The organism is Burkholderia sp. FW306-1C-G01B (assembly GCF_058781685.1).
Map to the genome: position 1 here is coordinate 1 of NZ_JBYSWZ010000008.1, position 25763 is coordinate 25763.

Here is a 25763-nt window from a genome sequence, read left to right on the forward strand (position 1 = left end):
CCCGTCGCCGTCGAGTTCGTACCGGTTGCCGTGCTGTTGTCGCCCGACGCGGTCGAGTTCGTGCCGCTCGCCGTCGTGTTGTTGCCCGACGCCGTCGAGTCCGTACCCGTCGCCGTGCTGTTTTCGCCCGTCGCCGTCGAGTTCGTACCGGTTGCCGTGCTGTTGTCGCCCGACGCGGTCGAGTTCGTGCCGCTCGCCGTCGTGTTGTTGCCTGACGCCGTCGAGTCCGTACCCGTCGCCGTGCTGTTTTCACCCGTCGCCGTCGAGTTCGTACCGCTCGCCGTGCTGTTGTCACCCGTCGCCGTCGAGTTCGTGCCGGTCGCCGTGCTGTTGTCGCCCGAGGCCGTCGAGTTCGTGCCGCTCGCCGTGCTGTTGTCACCGGTCGCCGTGCTCGACGAGGCCGTGCTTTCCAAGTCCGACACGGACGTGCTCAGCGACGACACCTGCGACGTCAGAAGATCGTACTTCTGGACAAATTCCTGCTGCAACGTATAGAGCTGCGAACCGTTTACGGCATCCGTGCTGGCGGCGGAAATCGAGCCGGCCGCCACGTTCGTCAGCAGGACCGGAGTTGTGGAACCCACGCCGCCGAGCGTGATCTGCGTCTTCGACGTATCGTCATAAGACACTGCGTTGCCCACCGAAGTCTGAAGGCCCGTGATGCTTGTGTCGAGGTCGCTCAGATTCGCATTGACCGTGCTGAGGCTGGTCGACAGCGTCGTCACTTCATCGGCGGTGCCGAGCAGCGACGTGGACAACGACGCGACACCGTTGTCGGTGGTGGACAGCCCCGTCGACAGAGAAGCCAGGCTGCTTGACGCCGTGGTCGACAGCGAGGCCAAGCCGCTCGACGTCGAGGTCGACAGCGACACCACCGTGCTGTCGGTCGAGCTGAGGCCCGTCGACAGCGAGTCGATGCCGGTCGAAGTCGACGTGGACAGCGAGCTGATCGAGCTGGTCGCCGACGACAGGCCGGTCGACGTGGACGTCGACACCGACGCCACCGTGCTGTCGGTCGAGCTGAGGCCAGTCGACAGCGAGTTGATACCCGTCGAGGTCGACGTGGACAGCGAGCTGATCGAGCTGGTCGCCGAGGACAGGCCGGTCGATGTGGACGTCGACACCGACGCCACCGTGCTGTCGGTCGAGCTGAGGCCAGTCGACAGCGAGCTGATCGAGCTGGTCGCCGACGACAGACCGGTCGACGTGGACGTCGACAGAGAAGCCAAGCCGGTCGACGTAGCAGTCGACAAAGACGTCAGCTGACCGACGTTGACCGCATCCGTGGCGTTGACGCCGGCAGTGATGCCCGTCAGCGTACGAGTTCCCTGCCCCCCCGAGAAATCCACCGTCAGGCCCGGCGTACCCGCGCCGACAGTGATTGCGCCGGTCGATGCATCTTGCGACACGACGCCCACGCCAACCGAAAGCAGGCTCGTCGAGATCGATGCAATGCTGTTTGCCGTCGAAGTCGACAGCGAGGTGACACTCGTTGCCGTCGAAGTCGACAGCGAGGTCAACTGGGACATGTTGACGGCATCGGTCGAATTGACACCGGCAGCCAGGCCGCTGAGCAATACACCACCGGTGGCGTTCGACATCGTCAGCACGTTGCCGTTCACGCCGCCCGTCCGGTAATAAATTTTGCCCGCGCTGCCGTCGAGAACGATCTGCGTGTCGTCGGCGGTAAACCCGACCCAATCGTTCGAACTACCCTTGATCATGCCATTGACCCAACCGGCCGAATTACAACCATCGGCACCAATTGAGATTCCCCCGTTAGCGGCAACATTGTTGGTGTTACCGTTGTACGTCACACACACACCAGCGTTGTTCGCAGCCATTGCCTCGCCTGCAAACGGCCCGACCACACCCATCGCAATCAACGATGCGGCACCCAAAAGCGACCGCTTCAGCCAGCGTTTCGGTTCGACCGCCGGTTCCCCGACGCTCGAAGCTCCGCTACCGTGCCCCACTGCATGCTCCGACACCGCAACCCAAGTACGCGTCGATTCGCACCACACTGTTTTATAGATCTTGTTCATGCAATACTCCTAGCCATATTTATTTAGGAAAACTATGCGAATAGAAGGCTCAGAAAGCTCGTATCGAATTCGCGACATCGCCAAAGCACGGCCGGAATCGAGAATCGATCCGTCAAATCGGATGATTCAAAGACTCATCGAAGCCCAAATGTTTTCACAAGAACCTGCGAAACCCAGGTTCCAAAGATACAGAGATAAGCAAAATGAAAATATCGTAATAGTTCGAAATCGCAGTACGATATGACCCCGCAAGGCTATGCAGATCGATCGACTGAAGCCTGGACAGGCCGCGCCGAGGGACGCCAATCCGCCGCGCGTCGTTTCGCCGCACACGAAATGAATTCGTATTACTTAATCGAGCCAACAGATTTTTTCCTTAGAAACCCCGTTGCTGCCCGCCATTCTTTTAAATCTTGTTAAATCGAATTCATCGAGCGAGAAAATTCGCCTCGACAACCATCGATCGACTTTGGGCCGACATGAATCGTAATTTCAGGCTGGATCACCCCGGAATACCGTCCGCGGCGAGACTTCACGCGCCCGTCGTGCCGAAAGCGCATTGTCGTAGTCGTCGGAGCCGACCGAATCGGTGTAGCCGGACACTTGCACGACGCGGAATCGCTTGCCTTCGCCGATCACACTGTCCAATTCCCGCTTGCGTGCCGGCTTGAGGTCCGCCCGGTCGAAATCGGACAGCGCGTCGCCGTGCAGCAGGACTTGCGCAGGCGATGGCACGGACGGCGAGCCAGGCAGGATCCCGCACAATTCCTGCGCCTTCTTCAGGCACGATCCCGTCTGCACCAGGAGGCCCGTGCAGACGACCTCGAACGTTTTCGCCTGCGCCTGATCATTGCCCACCGGTCGCGCATCGACCGCCGGCCCCGTTTAGGCCGTGCCCCCCGCGAGCGCGAACAACATAAAAATAGCGATATTTTTCATTCCCTGAATTCGTGGCGTTCCGATCAATCCGATCGCCCGTGCATTGCCGCGCGCCGACCACGCATTACACCGCTTCGCAGATGAAGGTGATGGCACCGCGCTCTTTCACGCCCAGGACCTTGACCTCTTTCCCGTCGCACACCTCTGCTGCACGGTGCGAACAGGTCCTCCATCCCCCCAGCAAGCCCGAACAGGTGATTCCATACTGCTGAACACCGTCCTCGGATTTGACGGAGTAGACGTCAGTCGACGGTGTGGAGGAGGACGTACACCCGGCCAGGGCGGCCAGGAGCATCAGCACGATGGTTTTCATGAAGGTTCAGTTTGGGGATGGAGACACGATCGGCCAAGGTTCCGTCCGAGCGGACAGGATCCGCAGCCACGCACCATCGACCACCAGAAGACATGAGCAACGACCGAAATCCGGGCACGGCTGCATGGCTATTTGCCGCCCATGACATTACAGGCACGCTCGCCGGGCCGATATCGAAGTTCTCCGAATTTTTTGGCGCGAGATGGCCCCCGCACCACGCGCCGCCGCGCGCTTGCCTAACGGGCGTGCATCACTTGTAGCTGATCGTGAAAGTGGCGATGCCGTTCGCCGTCCCCGGCGTGATCACGCTGCCCGTCTGGTAATAGCGTGCCGTCATCGGGATCGTCAGCGTGGCGCCGGCCGTCGCGCTGCCGGCGTCGAGCGCGGTATCGAAGACCACGGGCGATCCGTTCATCAGCAACTGGATGCCGACGCCGGCCGCCGCGTCCGAACTTTGAAGGATTGCCAGCACGCCCGACGCGCCCGAACTGTCGGCCGTCGCACTGAACGTGAGCGACACGTTATACGTCCCGGCAGGCTGCGTGCAGGTCAGCCCGATGTTGAACGGTCGATCTCCGTAAGTCGACCCGATCCCGGAGAAACGGTCGACGCGCACGGCGCCGAGCGGCACGGTAATGCTGCGCGAACCCGTGTCGATGTCGCAGGTGTACGACACGAAACTGATGTTCGTCAGGCCGCGGATGTAGTGCGAACCCTTCTGGTTGTTCGTATTGCTGTCCAGATAGAACGCGGGGATGTCGGCCGCGGTCACGGCGCCCGTAGCGGGCGTAGTGGCCGTCTTGCGGAGTTCAAGATCGACCGTCCCGCTGGCATAGCCGCTCGACCAGCCAAGGTCGACGACTATCGGCTCCTTGATTTGTACCGCGGTGTTGCCGCTTACCCCCCCGTAAGTGAGCCAGAACGTCAGCCCGTACTGCTGAAGCGTGGAGCTCAAATCCGTGCGCCATAAGTAAATCTTGCTCGTATCGATCACGAACCACTGGCAGTACGTGCTGAACGCAATGCCCTTCTGACTCCACAGGACAGACCCCACCGGCGCATCGGATGCGACCACGATCGACGGAAGCGTGACGAGCGTCTTGTCGCCTTCACAGGTCGCGGCCCGCACACCGGTCGGCACCATCGCAAACATCAGGCACATGACACATATCGCCGTCCGGATGACGCGGGGCGTCCCGCGTATTGCACGTTTCATTTGCATATCGCCTCGACCTCCGAATACGCGTCGTCCGTCCCTCCTTGCGGAAGCGTGTAGCTCGCCTCGCATCGGCTCTGCCGCTCGGGTCCCCAGCGCACGACAAAGCTCCCGCGTACGTCCGACAATCCAGCGACGAACGCCTCACCATCCATGCCGACGATACCCAATGCCTGCCCGGCGGCGTTCTCCACCGTTGCGCCCTGCGGCGGCGGCGTGCCATCCGAACGCGTGACGGTGAACATCGCCCGGTGGCCGATCACGGAATCGAAGCCGGCCTGTACCACGGCCGCGCGAGTCGGCACGACTTCGGTCGCCGGGTTCCGGATCTCCACATCCTGCGGCAGCCGGCGCTGGTCGACGACGATGCGGTTGATGCGGTACGGATTCAAATGCGGAATCACGGCCTCGCCTGCGCGGTTGGTGCTCACGCCCGGGTGCATCTCGAAGTGCACGCCCTTGACGTTGGGCACGTCCACCACCGCGACGGTATCGCCGAGCGGTTGCGTGAACAGGAGGCCGGTGCCGTGCCACAGCAGGCCGCCCGCTGCCGTGAAAGCCGCCTGCGAGTAACCGTGGCCATTGCCGACCGACGCGTCGTAGCGGCCGAACGGCGCGAGGTAGCTGGTCGATGCCGTCTCGCTCACATTTGACTGGTTCGAATGGGCAACGCCTACGCTATAACTCAGCCGCTGGTCGCTGCTGATACCGGAAGCCGTCAGTTGCTGGTTGACGTGATTCTCGTTGTTGCGGCTGACGAAATACGCAAGGTTCGGGCCGCTTCCCGCGAGCCCCCGCGCACCGGAACCGCCGAAGAACACCTCGAACGGCAGCGACACCGACAGCGACACGTTCCAGCTGGAGGACACGCCGCTGCCCTTGCTGTAGTTGCCGTAGACACCGTAGCTGACGCCCCCCCGGCTCCCGCTGTACCCGAGCTGGAAGACATCGCTACGCGCTGCGCTACCCCAGTAGGTCTGCACGACAACCGTCGCAAACACCGATCCGAGCCGTCCCAGCCGCTGGTTGACCGTACCCTCCAGCCGTTGGCGCTTGGCGCCCAGCGCGGCGGGTTCGGTGCCGTCGCGCAGTTGCACGGCGTCGGCAAAACCGCGGTAGCCGGCACTGAAATAGTGGTCGGCGAGCACGCGGAAATCCGTGCCCCAACCGCCGACCGTCTTCGCGTACAACATGCGAATGGCATTTCCGGACACCGAACGGCTGTTTGCCAGGTCGGTCATGCTGCGCGCATGCGTCACGTCGAACGACACGGCGCCGACGACACCAAGGTTCTTGCCGATGCCAGCCAGCACCGATTGATAGACATCCGATGCAATGACTCCGCCATATAGCGAGAATTCGCCCGGGAAGCCGCGCGCGACGGTCGCCATGCCAAAGCTTGGATGCGAGCCGGAAATGCCGTCACGATACTGACCGGCCGTGACGTTGTAGCGCCACGCGCCGTCGCGCAACAGCATCGGTACGGCGGAATACGGCTGCGTGAACGTGGTGACATGCCCGTCCGCCTCGGTGATCACCACCTCCAGATTGCCCGACGACGAAGTCGGATAAAGGTCGTCGATCGTGAAGGGCCCTGGCGGCACGAATGTGCTGTAGATGACGAACCCATTCTGCCGGATCGTCACTTGCGCGTTGGTCTGCGCGATACCATGCACGGTGGGCGCATATCCCTGCAAGCTGTCGGGCAACATCGTCTCGTCGGTATTCAGCTGTATGCCGCGAAACTGGAAGCCGTCGAAGATGTTCGACGGCGTCGTCCCTTCGCCGACCAGAAGTCGGCTCGTCCAGCTCGCGATGTCGCGCTGCACGAAGGTGTTGATGATCTGAAAGCGGTTCTGGCCGTCGAGCCCGCGCATGAACGACGACGCATGCGACAGCCGCCAGGCTCCAAGGTTGATACCGCCGCGCAGCCCGGCGTAAAGGGTGTTGCGCGAATTGACATTGGCGTAATTGCTGCCGGCATACTGGGCAGCGCTGAACTGGTAGTCCAGCAACGCGGCGTTGATGCCCTGATCCCAGCGCGCAGGATCCACCGCCCCGCGGGCACGGCGCTTCATCGCTGCCTGCGGCACCGTGATGTTCAGCCGGTGCTGATAGCTGTCGAAACCGATGCGCGCACCCGGAATACTGTGCGCAACGTCGACGCAGGTTTCCGCGCCGGCCTGAGTCAGCCCCGGAAACGCGATCGTGTCGACGCCCCATTCCGACAGCATCGGCGTGGTCACGCAGGGCGCGGCATCGGCCGCGCCGTCGGTCCGGAAATTGATTTCACGCCTGTCGGCCGCCTCGCCATTGACGAACACGGACACCAGGTAAACACCCGGCAGCACCCGGTTGGCGGTCGCATAGATCGACAGGTCGGCCCCGCCCTGTCCGCCGCCCAGTTCGAGAAAGGCCGGGTCGAACTCGAGCGGCTCCGCGGCATGGGATGCAAACGATGATGCCAACAGCGCGGCCGCCAACGCCGCGGCACGCACGCGCGAAAAGCCGGCCCCGCCGCGAAGGTCGGGGCCGACCGCGAAGCGCGGGACCATCGAGGCTTACTGCCGCGCGGCCTCTGGCGCGCCGGCAGGCTGCGCCGTCACTTCCGTCGCCGGCGTCACGGCGCCGTAGTCGTTGATGGTCGTGTAGCTGAATTTGATCGCCCCAACGTTGGGCACAGCCCTGGACGGGACAGGGATGATCAGGTCGCTCCGGGGATTCACCATATCCACGTTGACACTCTCGTTCTGTGCACCCTGCACGTCGAGCGTCGAAAAGGTCACGTGGTATGGCGTCGGATTGCTGACCTTTAGCGCCGCGCCGTGGCCGATCGGGCTCGCCACGACAGACCACTTGAGCTGCGACGGCGCGTCGGCCGCCTTGCCCGCGAGTCCGGTCGGACGATAGAAGAGCTTGATGCGCGTCAGCACGGCGATCTTGAGTGTGTTGACGCCCGCCTTGCTCTTGTCGGTGGGCGGGATCTCCTTCACGTTGAGCCAATACACCGATTCGATGTCTTGCGGAAGGCCCTTGCCCCGCTGCACGTAGCGGATGCCCACGAGCTGCTCCTTGCCGCCGTCCAGGCGGAACGTGGGCGGCGTGACGGTAAACGGCATCCGCCGGGTAACGCCGTTCCCGTCGTCGACGAACGTCTGGATCACGTAGGGTGTGTCGCCCTTGTTGCGCACGGCAACGGAGGTATCGCGCGAATGGTCTTTCGCGTCGAAGATGACGCGCGTGCCGCCGACCTGGATGCCGGCAAGGGATGCAACACTGATCACGCTGAGCGCGGTGGCGACCGCGACATGGCAAACGGTAGTCATACGCATGAGTTGTCTCGCTTTAGGGAGCGCACGGCGTCGGCGCCGTAACGGGGGAACTGGATGACGGGATGCAGGTCCGGCAGGTTCGCCTGCCTGACGGCACCTTATTTGTACGTCAGTGCGAACAAGGCCGTGGCATTCGCCGCGCCGCCCGTCACCGTGGCCGACGTCGCGATATAGCGCGCCGCGAAGTTGAACGTGTTGTCTCCCTCGGCAATCGTGTATGCCTTGCTGCTCGAACCAATGCTGATCGCCGTACCGGTATCGTCCACCAGTTGCAGGGCCACGCCGCTCGCGCCGCTGGCTGTGGTCTGCAGTGCCGTGGGGTTGGTCGCGTCGGTCGTGCCCGTAAACAATACCGTGGCACCCGTGGTCGAGGCGCCGCAGTTCTTGAGAACGATCTGGAACGCCGTCGTGCCGGTGGTCGATCCCACGCCGCTGAAGTCGTTGGCGAATACCTTTGCCATCGGCACGGTGCTGCTGGTGGCGGCCGTGTCGATTTCGCAGGGAACGTCGGTAATGCTGCCGGTGAAGTTGATGGTGCCGGTAGTCGCCGTCTGCGCATGTGCCGCCGCAGGAACCAGCAGGGACAGCAGGATGGCCGCCAGGCCAGGTGGCATGCGTTTGGCTTTCATCGTGACGCTCTCCGATTGATGTGGGGAAACCAGTTCCGGAAATGTATTCTAGGGGCTTGCTTTGGCCACATCAATTCAATAGTGCGATTCATTCATAGTTCCATTGACGCGGCTCTCGCCGGCACCGGTTGATTTAAATCAAACAGGCACTCTCACACAATATCGGCAAATGGGACGAATTTTTTATGGCCGAGCCAAAGAAAATGTAAGGAAACGAGGCTCCGGCGATTTCGGTCGGCAGCCCCTATCCCCGTTGAGCCGCATTAATGACTGCCGCGGCGGCTGCGTCAGCATCGGCGGCCTCGCGCGCGGCGCCGTCGTCCCTACGCGTGTGGTCGGCCGGCGTCGGCCGCTCGCTGTCGGTCCGGTAGCCCAGATCGCGCGTGTCGACCGTCACGCGCATCGACAGCCCGACCCGCAGCGGGTGCACGGCCAGGTCGCGGGGATCGATCGCGATCACGACCGGCACGCGCTGCACGACCTTGATCCAGTTGCCGGCCGCGTTCTGCGACGGCAGCATCGAGAACGCGCTGCCCGTCCCCGCCGAGAAGCCCTGCACGCGGCCGCGATAGGCGACGCGCGACCCATACAGGTCCGACACCACCTCGACCGGCTGCCCGACGCGCATGTAGCGAATCTGTCCTTCCTTGAAATTCGCCTCGATCCACAGACGGTTCAGTTGCACGACCGACATCAGCGGCACGCCCGGCCCGACCGGCTGGCCGACCTGTACCGCGCGCTGGCCGACCGTGCCGTCGACCGGCGCGACGATGGTCGTGCGCTTCAGGTTCCGGTACGCAAGCTTGAACTGCGCGGCCGCCTGCACGACGGCCGGGCTCTCGTCGATCGGCAGTGTGCTGCCGAGCGCGCGCGCGGCGTCGCGCTGGGCCTGCGCGGCCGCAAGCAGTGCCCGCGCACCGGCAACGGCCGCGCGGGCTCGCCCGAGCTCCTCGGGCGCGACGATCTCGGCCGCTGCGTGCTCGCGCGCGGCGAGCGCGCGCTGGGCGAATGACAGCTCCACTTCGCGCGCCTTTACCGCATCGACATACATCGCACTCGAGATCTTCGCGTTCGCGACTTGCCGCACCGCCTGCACGAGCTGTGCCTCCGCCTGTGCGAAAGCAGCCGATGCTTGCACGTCGTCGAGCCGCACGAGTACCTGCCCGGCGCGCACGCGCTGCGTATCGGCAACGAGCACGTCGGTGACGGTTCCCGGCACCTGTGCCGCGACCTGCACGATGCTGCCGGCGACGTATGCGTTGTCAGTCTCCTCGTGGAAGCGGGTGCTGAACAGCCGGAACCCGAGCCATACGAGCGCGACGACGAGCACTACGGCGATGAAATACGCGAAGCGCTTACGGCGCATCGCGCGTCGAGCTTCGAGCGCGGCGTCGGCCTGCGGCGCCGTATGCGGATGAGCGTGTTGGTAATCTTGCATTCAGTCGCTTTCCATAACGGTCACGCGATCATGCTGGAACGGCGGAATCGCACGCGCATCCGAGATGCGGGAAGCATCGGGCAACACGATCGCCGATGCGGCGGCCGGTGGTCGAGTCGACGTATCGGGCGCTGCATCGAAGCCGCCGCCCAGCGCGCCAATCAGGCTGACGCGCAGCGTGCGCTGCTTGCCGAGCAGGTCGATCATCTGCGCGCGCTCGTCGATCAGCGTCAGCTCCGCGACATCGACGTCCTTCTGCATCAGCAGGCCGCGTCGTTGCCGGTCGGTCGCGACCTGCACGATCTTCCGCGCATCGGCCACCGCCTCCTGCTGCCGCGCGACGAGCGTCTGCGCGGTCAGCAGCGACGTGACGAGCTTCGCGACCTGCCCGAGCGCGTCGTCGACGGTCTTGTTGTACAGCCCGATCGCGACGTCGGCCTGCGCGACGTCCGCGCCGAGCTTGGCCTTCAGCCGGCCGCGGTCGAAGATCGGCAGCGAGATCGCGGGGCCGACGGAGCCGGCGAGCGCGTCGCGCGAGAACAGCGACGCGGGCGTCAGCGCGAACACGCCGCCGAGCGCGACGAGATTCACGTCCGGATAGAACTGCGCGCGCGTGGAATCGGCATTCGCGAACGCGGCGTCGACGCGCAGCCGCGCGGCAACGATGTCGGGCCGACGGCCCAGCAGGTCAGCCGGCAGCCGCGCGGGCAGCGGCCCGTTGCCGAACTCACCGAGATGGGGGCGCTGCAGCGCGAGGCCGCGTTCCGGACCGTGCCCCGACAGCACGCCGAGCTGCAGTCGCGCAAGCTTGATCTGTTCGTCATTCAGTGCGATCTGCGCGAGCAGCTTGCTGCGCTTGATCGACGCGTCGCTCGCATCGTATGCGCCGTCGAGACCGCGCGCGGCGCGCTCGCGCAGCACGGTCGTGATCCGCTGGCTGACCTTCAGTTTCTGCTGCAGCAGATCCTGCGTCGCATACGCCTGACCGAGCTGGCAATACACGGTGACGATCGCGGTCGACAGCGTGAGCCGCGCCTGCTCGGCCTCGACGCGCGCCGCGTCGCGCAGCGACATCAGGCTCTTCGCGGCCGCACGGTTCCTGCCCCACAGGTCCAGCTGGTAGTTCAGCCCGACGAACACCGAGGCCGGCGATGTATTCGGATCGCCGAAGATCTCTACCGGAATCCGGTAGCCGGCGACCGACACGTTGGCGACGTCCCCCGGCTGCGGCATCCGTGCGCGGCTCACGGTCGCGCCCATGGTGCCGACCAGCCCGGTCAACGCGTCGAACTGCTGCAATTGCGCGTGTGCGATCCGCAACCGCGCCTGCGCGACCTGCAGATCGGGGTTGTTCTGCAGCGCGTCGGCAATCAGTTGCTCGAGCTGGCGGTCCTGCAACTGCTTCACCCAGTCGGGCGCGGGCCACGCGCCGTTCGTGCCGGGGCCGGCCGTCTGCGCGAGCGCGTCGTCGGCCGGCGCGCGCACCGACAGCGACGGCGCCAAGCCCGACGGCGTGCAGCCGTCCAGCATCAGCAGCACAGCCAGCGCGGCGGCTGCCCGCCCCGCCTTCCAGCCGCCCCCCTCCAACGGCTCCCGCATCATGCCCCTCCTCCATGCACACGCCGTTGCTGTCGCGCCACGAGCCGCGGCCGCGTGCGTTCGAGCGGGCCGAGCCGGCCGAACAGGCCATCGGCGACACCGAACAGGATGCCGGCGAGCTTCGCGCGCTTGTCGCGCTCGACGAGCGCGATCTGCACGACCTGCCACACGGTCAGCAGGTTCGGCACGATCGCCACCGGAAAGCGCAGCCCGTACTGCATCCCGAGCTGCACCGCATTGCGCGCGCTGTAGTAGCGCCGTTGCCACGAGTGATTCATCGACGTCATTTCAAAAGGGCCGATCGCATGACGCTGCTTCGCGCCGATACGGTGCGGCAGCACCAGCGACGGCACGACGTAGAGCGGCACGTTGCGCGCGAGCGCGCGGAAGCTGTACTCGGTGTCGACGTGATCGATGAACAGCGTCTCGTCGAACCGTCCGAGCATGTCGAACGCGTCGCGCGATACGACGCAGCCCGACGAGATCAGGAACGCGCAGCGCTGCAGCGGCGCACCCGGCTCGATGCGCAGGCGGCGCAGCCCGATCCCGTTGGTCGAGAGTTCGGGCAGGAAGCTGCGCGCATTCTCGTCGAAGATGCGCGGGCCGGCCAGGAACGCGCGCCCCGCGAGCCCCGCGCAGACATCGCGCATCGCCGGGAAATACGCGGCCGGCACCGACGAATCCTGGTCGAACAGCGCGACCGCATCGATGCGGTCGCGAAACAGCGCCGCGAGCCCCGCGTTGTATGCGCCCGCGATCCCGCCGCGGTTGCCGTGATGCAGCAGCGCGATGCCTTCGCGTGCGCACAGGTCGCGCGCCCGCGCATCGGGCTGCGGCGTGTTGTCGACGACGAGCAACGCGTCGCACGCATGCCGCCACGCGCCGAGCGCTTCGAGCTGCGCATCGCTCGGGTGATACAGGATCACGAGTGCGCCGAGTGTCGTCATGTTCGTCTCCTCAATGCCCGAAGGACGCGGCCGCGCCGCGCTTCGGCCGCGTCAGCCACATCATCGCGGCGAGCACGAGGCAGGTCATGCTCGCCATCCAGAACATGTCGTTCGTCGCCATCATGTAAGCCTGCTGCATCACGACCTGGTGCAGCGTCGTCAGCTCGCGCACGCCGTCCACGCCCATCGCGTTCAGCGTGTGCACGAAGCGCTGCGTATTCGCCGACGCATGCGTGACGGATTGCGACACGACGTCGTAGTGATAGGTCGCGCGGTTGTCCCACAGCGTCACGCTCATCGCGGTGCCGAACGCGGCCGACAACGTGCGCAGGAAGTTCGACAGGCTCGACGCGGCGGCGAGCCGGTCGTCCGGAATCCGCGACAGCGTCGCGGCGGTCAGCGGAATGAAGAAGCACGGCAGCCCGATCCCCTGGATCAGCCCCGGCGCGGCGATCTGCGCGAACGTCATCTTCAGCGTGAAATGCGCGTCCCACGCGAGCACGCCCGCGAACACGAGGAAGCCGAACGTCGCGAGCACGCGCGCGTCGAAGCGGTGCGCATGCAGCCCGACGAGGATCGAGAACACGAGCGCGAGCACGCCGAGCGATGCGGTCGCGAGCCCGGCATGAAACGCGTTGTAGCCCATCACGGCCTGCATCCACAGCGGAAACACGACGCCGACCACCGAGAAGCTCATCATCCCGAGCGAGATGATCAGCACGCAGAACGAGAACGTGCGGTCGCGAAACAGGCCGAGATCGACGACGGGATGCGCTTCGCCCGCCTCCCAGATCAGCAGCGACACGATCGCGAGCGTCGCGACCACCGCGAGCGTGACGATCAGCGGCGAATCGAACCAGCCGCGATCGTGGCCGAGATCGAGCATCGCCTGCAGCGAGCCGACGCCGATCACCAGCAGCACGATGCCCGGCACGTCGATCGGGCCGGCCGCGCCGCGCTGCGCGTCGGGGCGCAGCATCGCGGTGCACACCGCGAACGAGAACAGTCCGATCGGCAAATTGATCAGGAAGATCCACGGCCACGAGAAGTTGTCGACGATCCAGCCGCCGACCACCGGCCCGAAGATCGGCGCGAGCAGCACCGTCATCGCCCACAACGCGAGCGCGATCGTGCGCTTGTCCGGCGGGAACGTGCGCAACAGGATCGTCTGCGACAGCGGCACCATCGGCCCCGAGCACAGCCCTTGCAGCGCGCGGCAGATCACCAGCACGTGCAGGTCGCGCGCGAGCCCGCACAGCAGCGACGTCAGCGTGAACAACAGCACCGCGCCGACGAACAGCCGCAATTCGCCGACGCGGCGCGCGAGCCAGCCGGTCAACGGCACCGCGATCGCGGCCGCGACCGAATACGAACTGATTACCCACGTGCCCTGGCTGTTCGATACGCCGAGACTGCCGGAGATCGCCGGCACCGCGACGTTCGTCACGGTCGAATCGAGCACCTCGATGAAGGTCGCGAGCGACAGCGCGAACGTCAGCAGCGCGAGCCGGATGCCGCGCAGCGGCTGCGCGGCGCGGGCGGGTTCGCTCGCATCGAAGGCGGCGGGCGTGTCCTGAAGCGACGATGCCGTGCTCATACGCCCGCCGTCGCGACAGCGGCCGGCGAGCTCGCGCGGCCGTGTTTCGGTGCAAAGCGCTCGATGAAATCGGCGGCCGTCTCGCAGCCGTCCGGCGCGGCGTTGATCAGGGCGCGCGTGCGCTCCGCATACACGGCGAATTCGGGTTCGCCCAATACGCGCATGAGCGCCGCACCGAGACGCGCGCCGTCGACCGGACCGTCGACGCGTACGCCCGCACCGCTCGCCGCGACGCGCTGCGCATTGTCGAACTGGTCGTGCGCGAACGGCGTCACGACCTGCGGGATCCCGGCCTCGAACGCGAGCGCCGCGGTGCCGATCCCGCCGTGATGCACGAGCGCGCGGCAACGCGGCAGCAGCGTGCGCATCGGCACGAAGCGGCGCACCAGCAACCGGTTGCCGTCCGGCGCCGCATCGTGCGGACTCAGCAGGATGCCGCGCGCACCGGTGGCGCGCAGCGCTTCGCCGACCGCGCGCGCATACACGGCGTGATCGACGCGCGTCGACCCGGCGGTAAACACCACGGGCGGCTCGCCGGCCGCAAGAAACGCATCGAGTTCCGCATCTTCGTCAGGCGCCGCGATGTCGTTGAACAGCGGAAAGCCGCTTTGCAGATGATTCGACGGCCAGTCGGGCTGCGCCGGCGCGAACCAGTCGGGAAACAGGCACAGCACGCCGTCGGTCGAATGCAGCCAGCGGCCCAGCACGCGCCGCGCGGGCGCGAGCCCGAGGTCGCGGCGCACTGCATTGAGCGCCGGCCCGCAGACGCGGTCGAGCACCTGTCGCTCGATCAGCGTCATCAGCGCAGTCTTCACCGGCAGCGGCCAGCGCGCGCGAATCGTCAGGCGCGGATGCGTCGGCGGCGCGTGCACGGACAGCAGCGTCGACGGCGACACCTGCACCGATACGTACGGCGTGCCGTGCAGCTCCTGCATGAAGCGCGCGGAGAACGCCCACAGCGTGCCGACGAGCACCGTATCGTCGTCGGTCAGCGCATGCAGCGCGTCGTAGTGCGGGCGCAGCACGGGCGCGATCACCTGCCACAGCGCGCGGAACGACGTGCGCGGATTCCACAACGCAGGGTTCGCCATCGCGGCCTCGTATTCGGCCGCGGTGCCGACCGGCACGAACGTGAAACCGCAGCGGCGCACGGCCGCCTCGAACGGCGGATGCGTGCAGAACACGATCGCGTGGCCGCGCATCGCGAGCACGCGCGCGACGCCGAGCAGCGGATGCACGTCGCCCGCCGAGCCGATCGCGGTCATGATCATCTTTGTCATTCGGCACCTCGCGGCAATCAGTAGACACCAGGGATCAGCGCCGCAACTTCGCGACGGTATTGCGCATAGGCTGCCCCGAAGTGGTCGGTCAGCCAGCGCTCCTCGACGCGCACCTTGTACGCGAGCGACGCAAATACGAGCAGCACGCCGAGCGCGCCGCGCCATTCGCCGCCGATCAGCGCGGCGCCGACCAGCGCGAACAGGCAGCCGGCATAGATCGGATGGCGTGCGAGCGCGTACGGCCCCGTGCGGACGAGTTCGTGGTTTTCCTTCAGCGTGACCGACACGCTCCAGTTCGTGCCGAGATGCAGCCGCGCCCACACGGAGAACAGCAGCCCCGCGATCAGCACCGCGAGCCCGCACTGCGCCTGCAGGCCGAAGCGCTGCCAGTCCGGCACGAGCGCCTGCCATGACGGATCGGGCAGGATGATCAGTGCGCCGCCGACGATCAGCGGAATCGACTGCAGCGTGCGTGAGCGCGACGCCTCCTTGCGCACGGTCGCCTTCACGGTCTTCGACGTGGCGATCCAGTACGCGAGCCATGCGGCCCAGGGAACGACGACGGCCATACTCTGAACGATATTCACGATTCACCTGCCTGGAATGGAATGAAGATCGGAACCGCGCGACGCCGCACGGGCAATGGGCACGACGTCACGACGACATCGCGGACATCCGCGGCGCATCGGCATCGCACGGTCGCACGGGCCGTTCGCGCGGCGGCCCGTACAGGAAGTCGAGCACCGCGGCACGCGTGCTTTCGCGCTGCTTGCGCCCTTCGATCTCGAGAAAATGCCCGGCGTCGGGAATCGTCACGAACTGCGTCCACGGCACGTGGTCCGCGAGCCGGCGCACATCGTCGGCCGTCGTGTATTCGTCGCGCGCACCATTGACGAACAGGACCTCGCTGCGGATGTTCGCGAACTCGCTCAGATACTGTTGCGGATCGAGTGCCAGGATCTGGTCGACATGAAACGCAACCTGGTGCTGTTCGTCGCGCGGCAAGCGCGTCAGGTAGCGATAGTTGTACAGCTTCATGATGCGCGGCAGATAGCGGCCCACGGTGTCGTTCAGCAGTTGCGCCGCCTTCAGGTTCTCGCCCGCCGCGATGTGGTCGCGCGCGCGCGTCACGTAGTCGACCATCGCGTCGTTGAGAAACGGCGAGAACGACGAGATCACCGCGCGCCGCACACTCGGGCAGCCGCGCGCGAGCGCAAACAGTGACGCGACGCCGCCCCACGACACCGACGCGAGATACGCCGGCTGAAACCACTCGACGAGATACAGCAGGATCGCGATTTCATCGTCCTTCGTCAGGATGAAGCGTCCCGGATTGTGCTGGCGCGACTGTCCGGCATACGGCAGGTCGAAGCAGATCGAGTTCATCCGCTCGCCGAGATACTGGACGGTCTGCCCGAACGACGCAGTCGTCGCCAGCGCGCCGTTGACCAGGATGATCGTCTCGAAAGCGGGGTCGAACACATGACGCTCGACATACACCTTCAGCCCGCTTGGCAGCGCAAGCACTTGCTTTTCGATAGACATTGTCTCCCCCGCGTGCGCCGGGCCAAGCCCGCCCTGATCGCACGAACGCATTCCGAAGTCGGTTCCCCGGTTGGCCGACAGCCCCGCCGCCCTCCCACGACAACCACCCACGCCAGAAACCACCCTTCGGCACAACACGGGCCCATTCCCGTACTAAGGCCTCGTGGTCTCCATCGCATCGTTTGGGTGACGGCTTCGAATCTGTATTTCGTCGCTCGCCGCCCCGGCATTCAATACTTCAAATAATGCAAATAATTCAATAAACATACTAGATGCATACAAATCAATTACAAAATTCATTGATTGATTTAAATCAAAATTCCTGAACAGGTGCAACTTCCTGTTCAATTCATCAAAAAATTTAAAAACGTGAAAATGCGTCGAGGATGTATGTTTAATGAATTCAGGACGAGTACTCGCCGGGGCCGGCACGTCGCGGTGACAAGGGAAGAGACGAGCGCGGCCATGAAGGGGCCAGAAACGGACGTCGATTTCCAGCATGCGGATAAGGCACGCTTGGTCGAGTGTTTGGATGACCGCCGCGCTGTTTGAGAGGATTTTCCATGCGGCCGGCAGCCTGGCTGCCGATGGGTCGCCCTGGCTGCCCGCCAATGAGCGGGCCAGCCGGCGCATTGCCGCGCAACGCGCCAAACGTGGTGGCTATTGCGCGGCTCCTTGCGACACCGCTTCGCCGGCGTCGCTCAGGTAGAGGGTCGCTCAGTCCACTTCGAGAATTTCCCGTCCGTTGAGCGATTGCACGGGACGCTGATTGTGATAGTAGAACGCGCGAAGTTTCTCCAACTGCGCGCGATTGATCGTGACGGGTACTTTCATTTCGACCCACGTGACGCCTTCGCTGCATGGCGGCGTCGTCAGCGAGCCGGAGTATGTGTAATAGCCCGATGTCGTCGACGGCAGCATGCCGATCGGATTGATCAACAGTGAATCATCCTTGTTTTCCGCTCCTGAATGCGCAGGGATGTCGTCGATCAGCGCATCGAGCACCGGATTCGGCTTGTCGCCGACCACGAACTGCACCGCGACCACCAGCAACTTGCCATCGGCATCGGCATGAACCAAATGCATGTCCATCGGCGATGCGCGGCCCGCGAAGCGCTCTTCACCAGGCGAATGGAAGTGGAACTGAACGAGCTGGTACTGCGTATTACCCAGGTTCACCGAGCTTTTTCCCGGCATCGCCATGAATTGCACCGCATGGCCGCTATTCAACAGACGGACAGGCATCGGCTCATACGAAAACCGGATACGCGGTGTATCGGCCGATGCTTTCCTGGCGCTCCGGACATCGATCGGCGAGCCCGCCTTGCCGGCTTCGCAAAGATGAAACCCCGCACTGATTTTTCCCCAATGCGCGGGGCCGCTCGCGCCGTCGTAGGTCCAGTGCGGGGCGCTTTCAGCCACGCCCGCATTGGCAACAGCCGATGCACCCAGTGCCAGGCCGGTGACGGCAAAGGCCAGCATTACATTTTTCATTTTGATTTCCCTCTTCGGGTACGAGTAACAAAATTCGAGAATTGCGGATCTGATTGCTTTCATCTGTTTCAAATCCATGTCAGCCCGTACGTGGCGCCGATAGAAGCGGATTTCAGCCTCGATCGGCGCAACGGCAACGTTTGCACAGTTCGGATTCCGGATCTCTCTGATCGAAAGGACAATCGCGCCATTGCTTGACGATCTGCCGACGCTTCATGTTCGACGCGAGCAGGTATTCGTTCATCGCGCCATTGAATGCCCGTTGCGATTCTTCATCGAGATCAACGAACGCGCACAACACTAGCATCACGTTGGGGGACAGTCTTCGCTTGAGGTCTGACATCGCTGAGGTTCTTGCAATCCAATGAAGGACGGTGGGCGATCCGACGATCGCAATAAATATGGAATCCGTAGCACTGGCGAGACCATCCGGGCCAGCGGATTCACACGACCGAAAATATCGGTCGGTTCGCGTTCGTCATGTCCGCGCGCACGACCACGCGCCGGTTGCGGGCATGGCAGACGGTCATCTGCTGACGCGATCCGCGACAATCTTCCACGACAGGTTGCGTGCTGCCCGCCGACTCTGCATGAAGATGCGACGGCCTGGTCTAGAACGCGTCCATTGCCTTCTGCGTGCACTCGACGGGATCGGGAGCGAGAGCGATGGGGAAATCAGGCCGCCTTTCGGCAGGCCGCCATGTGTTGGCGATCCATCGGACTACCGTCCGGTCCACGAAACGGACTCAATTTTCAGGAAATAACCCCCTGTGCGATATGCGACCGAAAATCGATTGGCCTCGTACTAGTCCAAAATGTGTCGATCCCGACGAATGGACAGGCGCACCGCCAATGTCAGGCGCGGCTGCGGCGGGATGCGACATTATTAGGGCTAGATCGCGCAACGCACTTCGTACTAGTCCTAGAATCTTCGATTCGAGATCAATAGATTTCAATCGGCAACTGAACTAAAGTGTCGCTGTCAATGCGTTGCAAGACCGCCGTCCCGCTGGGCCAAAGCAGCATTCAAACGGTCAAGGAGCACGCGTGAGAATCGAAACGGGCACGACTGGCGTTGCCGAGCGGGATGCCCGAGAACCAGACGGAAAGAACATGGATCAATTCGCCATTCGCGTCATGATTGCTGATGATCACCCCGCCATCATCAGCGGGATCGTGGCTTCGCTTGCGAATCACACGACCGTAAAGGTCGTTGCGACCGCATCGAATTCAACGGAACTCGTCGCGGCACTCAACACGTACCCTTGCGATGTGCTCGTTTCCGATTACGCAATGCCGGGCGGCGAGTTCGGTGATGGCGTGACGCTCTTTTCGTTTCTGCGGCGACGCTACCCCGATACGCACATCGTCGTATTGACGATGATGAACAATCCCGGCACCATCCGGTCGCTGCTCAAGCTCGACATCCACTGTATTCTCAGCAAATCCGACAGTACCGATCACGTACTGACTGCCATCCAGGGGGCATTCGCATCGGGCCGGTATTTTTCACCGTCGATTGCGGACGTCGCGCGGCAGGTTCATATCGAAGACGGCAATACCGCAAGTGGCGCGCTGACCATGCGTGAAGAGGAAGTCGTCCGGCTGTTTGTCTCCGGGCTGAGCGTGAATCAGATCGCCGAGCAGCTCAAGCGAAGCAAGCAGACGATCAGTTCGCAGAAGACGAGCGCAATGAAGAAGCTCGGTCTCGACAGCGACACCGATCTCGTCAAGTACGTGATGGGGGTCTCGCTGGCCGCATCCGGCGACACCGCCAGCCCGGCGCAATCGAGTCTCAAGGTTCCCGCCGCCCGGTAGACGCGGCGCATTCCGAGAAGGCAGGCCGATCATGCAACACCGTGCCGCCGGCATTTCCGCGATCTGATCGCTTCATACCGTCTCCCCTTGTTCGGCATTCGCGCGCCTCCCGATTCCGGCGCGGGTCGCCCCCCCTGACGCCTCGACCTTGCCGGTGGTCGGCGCGAAAGCCAGTTCCGGCATATGAGCGAACCCGACGCTGACGTGGTCGCGCAATGCGCTTCTCAAACACGGCGTGCGAGCGCATCGCGCGCGACCGCCGCGAGCGCATTGATTTCATCGACAGCAGGCAGAGTCCCCTCTCTCGCAAAACACTCGAACTGCTCGCACAACTGAACGATGGCCATCTCGCGTACCATCGCAAACGCGCCCTTGATCGAATGCAATTCTCCCATCACGGCTTCGGAATCCAGTCGCGCAATCGCATCGTTGATGTGATCGACCGACACCGCGAGTGTACTCAACAGCGCCTGCCGAATCGGCGCCGGAAGTGTCTCGTCGACCGGATCTGCACGCCCCCTTGCGTCGATCACCGCCGATCCGTGTCGTTCGACGGCACGCCGGATAGCATCATCGATCTCAACCAGGGAAGCAGACTTCATCAGTATCTCGTCGATGCCGGCTTCCGTGCACATCATGCGCTCATGCTCGGTCACATGTGCCGTGATCGCAATGATCGGTATCGATGCATCGCGATCGCGAACCATACGTGCGAGCGTGTAGCCGTTCATGCCCGGCATATTCAGGTCCGTCATCAGCAATTGATAGCGCTTTCCGATGGTCATCCGCAATGCGGACATGCCGTCGTCGGCAACGTCCGATCCATGGCCAAGCTTGGCGAGCCGGTCACGCAGGATATTCCGGGTCACGGGGTGATCGTCGGCAACCAGTATCTCGAAACCGTCGACCGTGCGCACGTGCGCGCCCGGCGTCGCTTCATCCGCATCGGATACCGTCAGCTCGTCATCGACACGAAGTTTCAGGCGAACGACACATGTGCCGCCGATGCGTGGATCGGCCACGTATTCAATGTCGCCCTCCATCAAAGCGACCAGCTCCTTGCAGAGAGCGAGATCGACCACCGCGCCGCCATCCGGATGTCGAATGTCCGGCACGGCGGACGGATTGATTCCGTTGGCGATACATTGCTGCCATGCCACGACCATGCCGACACCCGAGTCGATGACGCCAATCGTGATCTGATCGGGCCGGGCTTCGTCCCCGAGATAGAGCTCGAACACGATTTCTCCGTAATCGGTCAATTCGATCGCGTTCCTTAAAAGGGTGATCATGACCTTGCGTAGACGAGCCGGATCGCCGAAATACCCGGGCGCCAGCCACTTGTCGATCACGCAAGTGAAAGCAAGCCCCTTCGCCCTCGAGCTCGGCTCTAACATGGCGGCGACGTCGCGCGCGAGCGATGCCAGGTCAAAAGCGACATGCTTGATCGATGTTTGTCCGGCTTCGGCTTTCAACAAATCGAGCAGGTCATTGTGAATGTCCAGAAGCGACTTTCCCGACGAAAGCGCCGCCTGCAGACGCTTGCGTTGCATGTCGGTCAGCGGCACGTCGACAAGCGTCTCCAGGCCGTCGACAATCAGCTCCAGTTGCGTACCGATCTCGTTGCCGATGGACGCGAGATCGACGGATTCCACGCTATGCGCCGGCGCTTCCGCTTGCGAGGCCGCGGCGAGACCGCGTGCACGTCGCTGGCGATCCGCGGCATTTGCGAGGTCCTTCGCGGCAAACCCGGCGGGTCCCGCCATTGCCGCCGCCGTGTCGACGTTGTCGCTTTCGGGCACATGCCGCGCGCTTTCGCTGATCGGCCTCGGCATACGTCGTCGAGTCACCGCGAGCAACAGTCCCCCCAGCACGACGATCGAGCCGATCAGCAGACCCACCACGACCGCATATCCGCGCCACATATCGTGCAGCACGGTTCTCCACGTCATCGTCTGATACCCGACCCATCCGGCCCCCGGCAATGCCGCCCTGAATACCATGCGTCCGTCCTGATGGCGGAAATCTGGCTTCATGCCGTCCGGCGCCGGCACGAACGCCTTCGTCAGCGTCGTCATGATCGATACGTGCTCCGATCGTGTGCTGTCGGCAAGCGCGATCGGCTTGCCATCGGTGTTCGCGATCCAGGCAATTTCATCAGGCTGCTGCCGCCCCAGTCTCGCCTGCAACGTGTCAACCGCCATTTCACTCCCGAAGACGAGAAACGGTCGGCCGTCCGCATTAACTTTCGACACTGCACGGATCACGGGCCTGCCGGTCAGCGGATTGGAAACAGGCGGCAGCCACGCGGTCTCGATCCCGCTGTTCGCGCGCGCGTCGGCTGGACTGTAGTCCGGCATCATGGAGTGGATCAGCGTTCGCGTATCGATCGTTGCATCGCCCCGACGCGGCAGTGGTCGCCCGGGTATCGGTACGATGTCAATGAAGCTTCCATCAGCGCCGTAGAAATAGCTGTCCAGCACCGCGCCCCTGCCGGTCGAGTAGGCATCGATTCGATCGCTGAATTCCTGTGCGAAGGACAGGAGCCGAGCGAATCCCATTGCCGGCGGCGCCTGGAGGTCGCCGGCCACGAGAATCGGCGCGGTACCGCCGTTGCCCTGCATCAACAGCTCACCTCGTCCGTGGACAAACGCGTTCATGACTTCCGATGCCGCGGACGATCGTTCGGTCCAGACCGCCTTCCCGTGGTAATGCTCGACACGCAGGAGCTGTTCGCGTGCAGCAATATCGCGCTGCATCCAGCCCACGTGCTGGACGAACCCGGCATATCGTCCTGCCACGTAATCGCGTGCGCTCAGCCACATTCCAACGGACGTGGCGATGACAAGGACCGCAGATACGATCACGCCGCCGCCAAGGAGAACATTGCGTTGGCGCCGAAGGTGCCGTCGCGTAGCCTCTGGAGCGTGAGCATCGCGCAGCGGAAATTGCTCGGTTGCGGTTGGCCTCACCTGGAAATCCATGATCGACGGATCGAAATTGACGGCCACCGTGATGCATCCGGGCAGGCCGTTCGGTACCGCACGATGAATACTTGCATTCTCCGCCAGCCCCGACAGCGCCCCGATGCCCGATTGGAGCGGATGGACCGGCTTGATCGTGCGGCAAACCTCGCCGGCGGCGGCACCATTCGCACTTCGACTATCCGGCTGGCACGACTAGCCAGGCCCCGTCAGGTCTTCGTCGCCCATCCTTCAGGATTCCGACCTTTTCCCCTGTACTCCCAGTCAAGCATTGGAGGCCGACTTGCGCGACACATCGAATCTCACGCACATATCAGGCTCGCGAAATGAGGCGTCGCCGGCCGAACAGCGGAACGAACGTCGCAAGACGCCGATGGACAGTACTGGAGACTGGCACTCAACGAAAAACCGTCAGGACAAAAAAATCCCGCCAGGCGCGGCGGGACCAAAACCTGAATGGTTTTTAGAGAGTCGGGTGCGGGGACACCCTTCTCCCACCCAATGACGGAGATCAATTGACGGGCAAGGAAATTGTGCAGCGTAACGAACCCGCCATCCATCGCAGAAGTTCGAAAAGCGTTCATCGGTCGATACGCGCGATCACGACAACGTGGGTTGCGTGACGATCGTCCTGCCGGATGGCACGGCTGGTTTCCGTGCCCCCCCAGCATGAAAAACGGGCGCCGTCGGCGCCCGTCGTCAAACTCATCCAGCTCGCCGTGTTTCCCCGGCGAATGGCATCCGCTTACGGATGCCGGCCGCGCTATTCAACCGCATGAGCGGCTGCGGGCAGCAGGGCAACGGCATCGTCGCGCCCAGCGATCAGCGGGTAGATGATCCCTGCGATGGCCGCGCCGATGATCGGCGCGACCCAGAACAGCCACAGCTGGCCGATCGCCTCGCCGCCCACGAACAGTGCGGGGCCGGTCGAGCGGGCCGGGTTCACCGACGTGTTGGTGACCGGAATCGAGATCAGGTGGATCAACGTCAGGCACAGGCCGATCGCGATCGGCGCGAAGCCGGCCGGCGCGCGCTTGTCGGTGGCACCGAGGATCACGAACAGGAAGAAGCCCGTCATCACGACTTCGCAGATGAATGCCGCGCCAAGCGAGTATTGGCCCGGCGAACGCGCGCCGAAGCCGTTCGTCGCGAAGCCGCTGCCGATGACGTCGAAGCCCGGCTTGCCAGTCGCGATCAGGTACAGCACGAACGCACCGAGCGTCGCGCCGATCACCTGTGCGACGACGTACGGCGCGAGATCGCGTGCCGGGAAGCGGCCGGCAACCGTGAGTCCCACGCTTACCGCGGGATTCAGATGGCAGCCCGAAACATGTCCGATCGCAAACGCCATCGTCAGTACGGTGAGGCCGAAGGCCAGCGCGACGCCGGCAAAGCCGATGCCGAGGCCCGGAAAGGCGGCTGCCAGCACGGCGCTACCGCATCCGCCGAGCACCAGCCAGAAGGTCCCGAATACCTCGGCTGCGAGCCGTCGAGAAAGATTCATATCGGATTCCATAGAAATTGATTGAAGGAAGGACAATCGCGTTCGGAACGACAGCGCATCGCCCAAGGGGGCGGCCAGTATAGGCAAATGCACGACGCATAATGTCAATGATCGTAAGATCGAGTACTGCGGCATTTTCGCGAATACGCGCGCGCGGCAAGCCTGTCATTGGCGCGATTCGACGCGGGTTTTCCGCATGCAGCGACAGCCCTTCCCGATGGCCGGGACGGCGGCGTGCGCGAGACAAATCATTCCCCAAACCTCTCTGCGCGCGCATGCCGGAACGTCGTCAGGCAACACAAGCAGGCTGCTCGAGCCGATCTCTACGGAACATAGACTTCGGTGGCGGATATGGGCCGCACGGCAAAGGAAATCATGGTCAGGCCACCCGCAACGAGTACCCGACCGTCGGGCAGCAGCGTCGCGGTATGGAGCGCGCGAGCCGTATTCAGGAAATCCACCGGCAGGCATTTCCCCGTCGATACCACCGAGATCATGACCGACGCCGTGACGCTGCCCGCGCTGTTGCTGCCGGTGACGACGTAGATCGTGACAGGTGTGGCGGCGGACGGTGTGCCCGAGATGATCCCCGTAGCGGTTCCCCGGCGACGAACAAGCACGTTCCCGCCATGGCGAAACGTTTACAGTAGGATTGGATGCATCGGTCGGCGCGATGGCCACCATGCACCCTCATTGATCACGCCGCGTCACCGCATCACTTCTGTTGTCGAAGGTCCATTGTCACGTCAGCCCGATTCGCATGCCGACATATGCGGCATGCGGACCGCCTCTGCGCATTTGCGATATTTCGAGACTTCACCATCCAGCTCCCCGCTTAATTTGCCCGAATTGGCCGCAGAAATTTAGTACACGTCCGACGTGTGTGGCCACGCACGTCCCATATACAGCGCCATCCCGGTCACCGAAAATTGCGTCTCGATCCATTGATCGCGACGCTTTGGCATGCGTTACCCAGAACGGCCATATGACAGCTTAATGATGCCATTCATTCGGTATCCAAACCTTATATATCAATCGGTCATCTTCTCATTTCTTCGTTGCAGTTCTGACGAAGCAGTAGCC

21 protein-coding genes are annotated in these 25763 nt (G+C 63.6%); 1 reads left to right on the top strand and 20 read right to left on the bottom strand.

All coding sequences use genetic code 11. The features are described 5' to 3' along the window. The 17 genes from AC3WLY_RS16965 to AC3WLY_RS17045 all read right to left on the bottom strand — a co-directional run. Positions 1 to 2045 (bottom strand): ESPR-type extended signal peptide-containing protein (locus AC3WLY_RS16965; RefSeq protein WP_492332696.1); only part of this gene is annotated, 2045 nt, incomplete at its 3' end. A 492-nt stretch (positions 2046 to 2537) separates the two neighbouring features. After that, positions 2538 to 2903, bottom strand: coding sequence for an OmpA family protein (locus tag AC3WLY_RS16970; RefSeq protein ID WP_492308627.1), 366 nt, complete (start codon positions 2901 to 2903; stop codon positions 2538 to 2540). 145 nt (positions 2904 to 3048) lie between these two features. Next, positions 3049 to 3297: a hypothetical protein gene (locus AC3WLY_RS16975; protein ID WP_492308628.1), complete on the bottom strand. Its 249-nt coding sequence runs from the start codon at positions 3295 to 3297 to the stop codon at positions 3049 to 3051. A gap of 250 nt (positions 3298 to 3547) precedes the next feature. Then, entirely contained in the window at positions 3548 to 4519 is a 972-nt protein-coding gene (locus AC3WLY_RS16980) for a fimbrial protein (RefSeq protein ID WP_492308629.1), read from the bottom strand. Further along, complete coding sequence (locus AC3WLY_RS16985) at positions 4510 to 7068, bottom strand: fimbria/pilus outer membrane usher protein (protein WP_492308630.1); 2559 nt, start codon at positions 7066 to 7068, stop codon at positions 4510 to 4512. The genes AC3WLY_RS16980 and AC3WLY_RS16985 overlap by 10 nt, the downstream gene beginning before the upstream one ends. Positions 7069 to 7074: 6 nt before the next feature. Then, a complete protein-coding gene (locus tag AC3WLY_RS16990) occupies positions 7075 to 7845 on the bottom strand; it encodes a fimbrial biogenesis chaperone (RefSeq protein WP_492308631.1) in 771 nt (256 codons plus the stop codon). A gap of 98 nt (positions 7846 to 7943) precedes the next feature. Next, positions 7944 to 8474, bottom strand: coding sequence for a fimbrial protein (locus AC3WLY_RS16995; RefSeq protein WP_492308632.1), 531 nt, complete (start codon positions 8472 to 8474; stop codon positions 7944 to 7946). Positions 8475 to 8718: 244 nt separating this feature from the next. After that, complete coding sequence (locus AC3WLY_RS17000; protein ID WP_492308633.1) at positions 8719 to 9912, bottom strand: HlyD family secretion protein; 1194 nt, start codon at positions 9910 to 9912, stop codon at positions 8719 to 8721. Then, complete coding sequence (locus AC3WLY_RS17005; protein WP_492332697.1) at positions 9913 to 11511, bottom strand: efflux transporter outer membrane subunit; 1599 nt, start codon at positions 11509 to 11511, stop codon at positions 9913 to 9915. Next, positions 11511 to 12458, bottom strand: coding sequence for a glycosyltransferase family 2 protein (locus AC3WLY_RS17010; protein WP_492332698.1), 948 nt, complete (start codon positions 12456 to 12458; stop codon positions 11511 to 11513). Before AC3WLY_RS17010 ends, AC3WLY_RS17005 begins: the two co-directional genes overlap by 1 nt. Positions 12459 to 12468: 10 nt before the next feature. Further along, positions 12469 to 14055 carry a DHA2 family efflux MFS transporter permease subunit gene (locus AC3WLY_RS17015; RefSeq protein WP_492332699.1) on the bottom strand — a complete coding sequence of 529 codons (1587 nt, stop codon included), beginning with the start codon at positions 14053 to 14055 and terminating at the stop codon, positions 12469 to 12471. Next, the gene (locus AC3WLY_RS17020; protein WP_492309214.1) at positions 14052 to 15335 is read right to left on the bottom strand and encodes a glycosyltransferase; all 1284 of its coding nucleotides are present in this window, start codon (positions 15333 to 15335) and stop codon (positions 14052 to 14054) included. Before AC3WLY_RS17020 ends, AC3WLY_RS17015 begins: the two co-directional genes overlap by 4 nt. Before the next feature lie 17 nt (positions 15336 to 15352). Further along, positions 15353 to 15922 carry a methyltransferase family protein gene (locus tag AC3WLY_RS17025; protein WP_492309213.1) on the bottom strand — a complete coding sequence of 190 codons (570 nt, stop codon included), beginning with the start codon at positions 15920 to 15922 and terminating at the stop codon, positions 15353 to 15355. A gap of 67 nt (positions 15923 to 15989) precedes the next feature. Continuing rightward, positions 15990 to 16880 (bottom strand): alpha/beta fold hydrolase, encoded by an 891-nt coding sequence (locus AC3WLY_RS17030; protein WP_492309212.1) that lies wholly within the window; start codon positions 16878 to 16880, stop codon positions 15990 to 15992. A gap of 153 nt (positions 16881 to 17033) precedes the next feature. After that, the gene (locus AC3WLY_RS17035) at positions 17034 to 17513 is read right to left on the bottom strand and encodes a hypothetical protein (protein WP_492309211.1); all 480 of its coding nucleotides are present in this window, start codon (positions 17511 to 17513) and stop codon (positions 17034 to 17036) included. A gap of 84 nt (positions 17514 to 17597) precedes the next feature. Next, positions 17598 to 18452, bottom strand: coding sequence for a carbonic anhydrase (locus AC3WLY_RS17040; protein WP_492309210.1), 855 nt, complete (start codon positions 18450 to 18452; stop codon positions 17598 to 17600). Between the two features lie 34 nt (positions 18453 to 18486). After that, positions 18487 to 18717 carry a hypothetical protein gene (locus AC3WLY_RS17045; protein ID WP_492309209.1) on the bottom strand — a complete coding sequence of 77 codons (231 nt, stop codon included), beginning with the start codon at positions 18715 to 18717 and terminating at the stop codon, positions 18487 to 18489. Between the two features lie 770 nt (positions 18718 to 19487). On the opposite strand from AC3WLY_RS17045, the gene AC3WLY_RS17050 reads away from it, so the two are divergent. Beyond that, a complete protein-coding gene (locus tag AC3WLY_RS17050; RefSeq protein ID WP_492309216.1) occupies positions 19488 to 20192 on the top strand; it encodes a response regulator in 705 nt (234 codons plus the stop codon). A 224-nt stretch (positions 20193 to 20416) separates the two neighbouring features. On the opposite strand, the gene AC3WLY_RS17055 is transcribed toward AC3WLY_RS17050, so the two are convergent. The 3 genes from AC3WLY_RS17055 to AC3WLY_RS17065 all read right to left on the bottom strand — a co-directional run bounded on the left by AC3WLY_RS17055 (position 20417) and on the right by AC3WLY_RS17065 (position 25300). Beyond that, positions 20417 to 23203: an Hpt domain-containing protein gene (locus tag AC3WLY_RS17055; protein WP_492309208.1), complete on the bottom strand. Its 2787-nt coding sequence runs from the start codon at positions 23201 to 23203 to the stop codon at positions 20417 to 20419. Positions 23204 to 23939: 736 nt separating this feature from the next. Then, a complete protein-coding gene (gene aqpZ, locus AC3WLY_RS17060) occupies positions 23940 to 24680 on the bottom strand; it encodes an aquaporin Z (RefSeq protein WP_492309207.1) in 741 nt (246 codons plus the stop codon). Between the two features lie 323 nt (positions 24681 to 25003). After that, positions 25004 to 25300, bottom strand: a complete 297-nt coding sequence (locus tag AC3WLY_RS17065; protein WP_492309206.1) for a hypothetical protein — start codon at positions 25298 to 25300, stop codon at positions 25004 to 25006. Positions 25301 to 25763 lie beyond the last annotated feature (463 nt).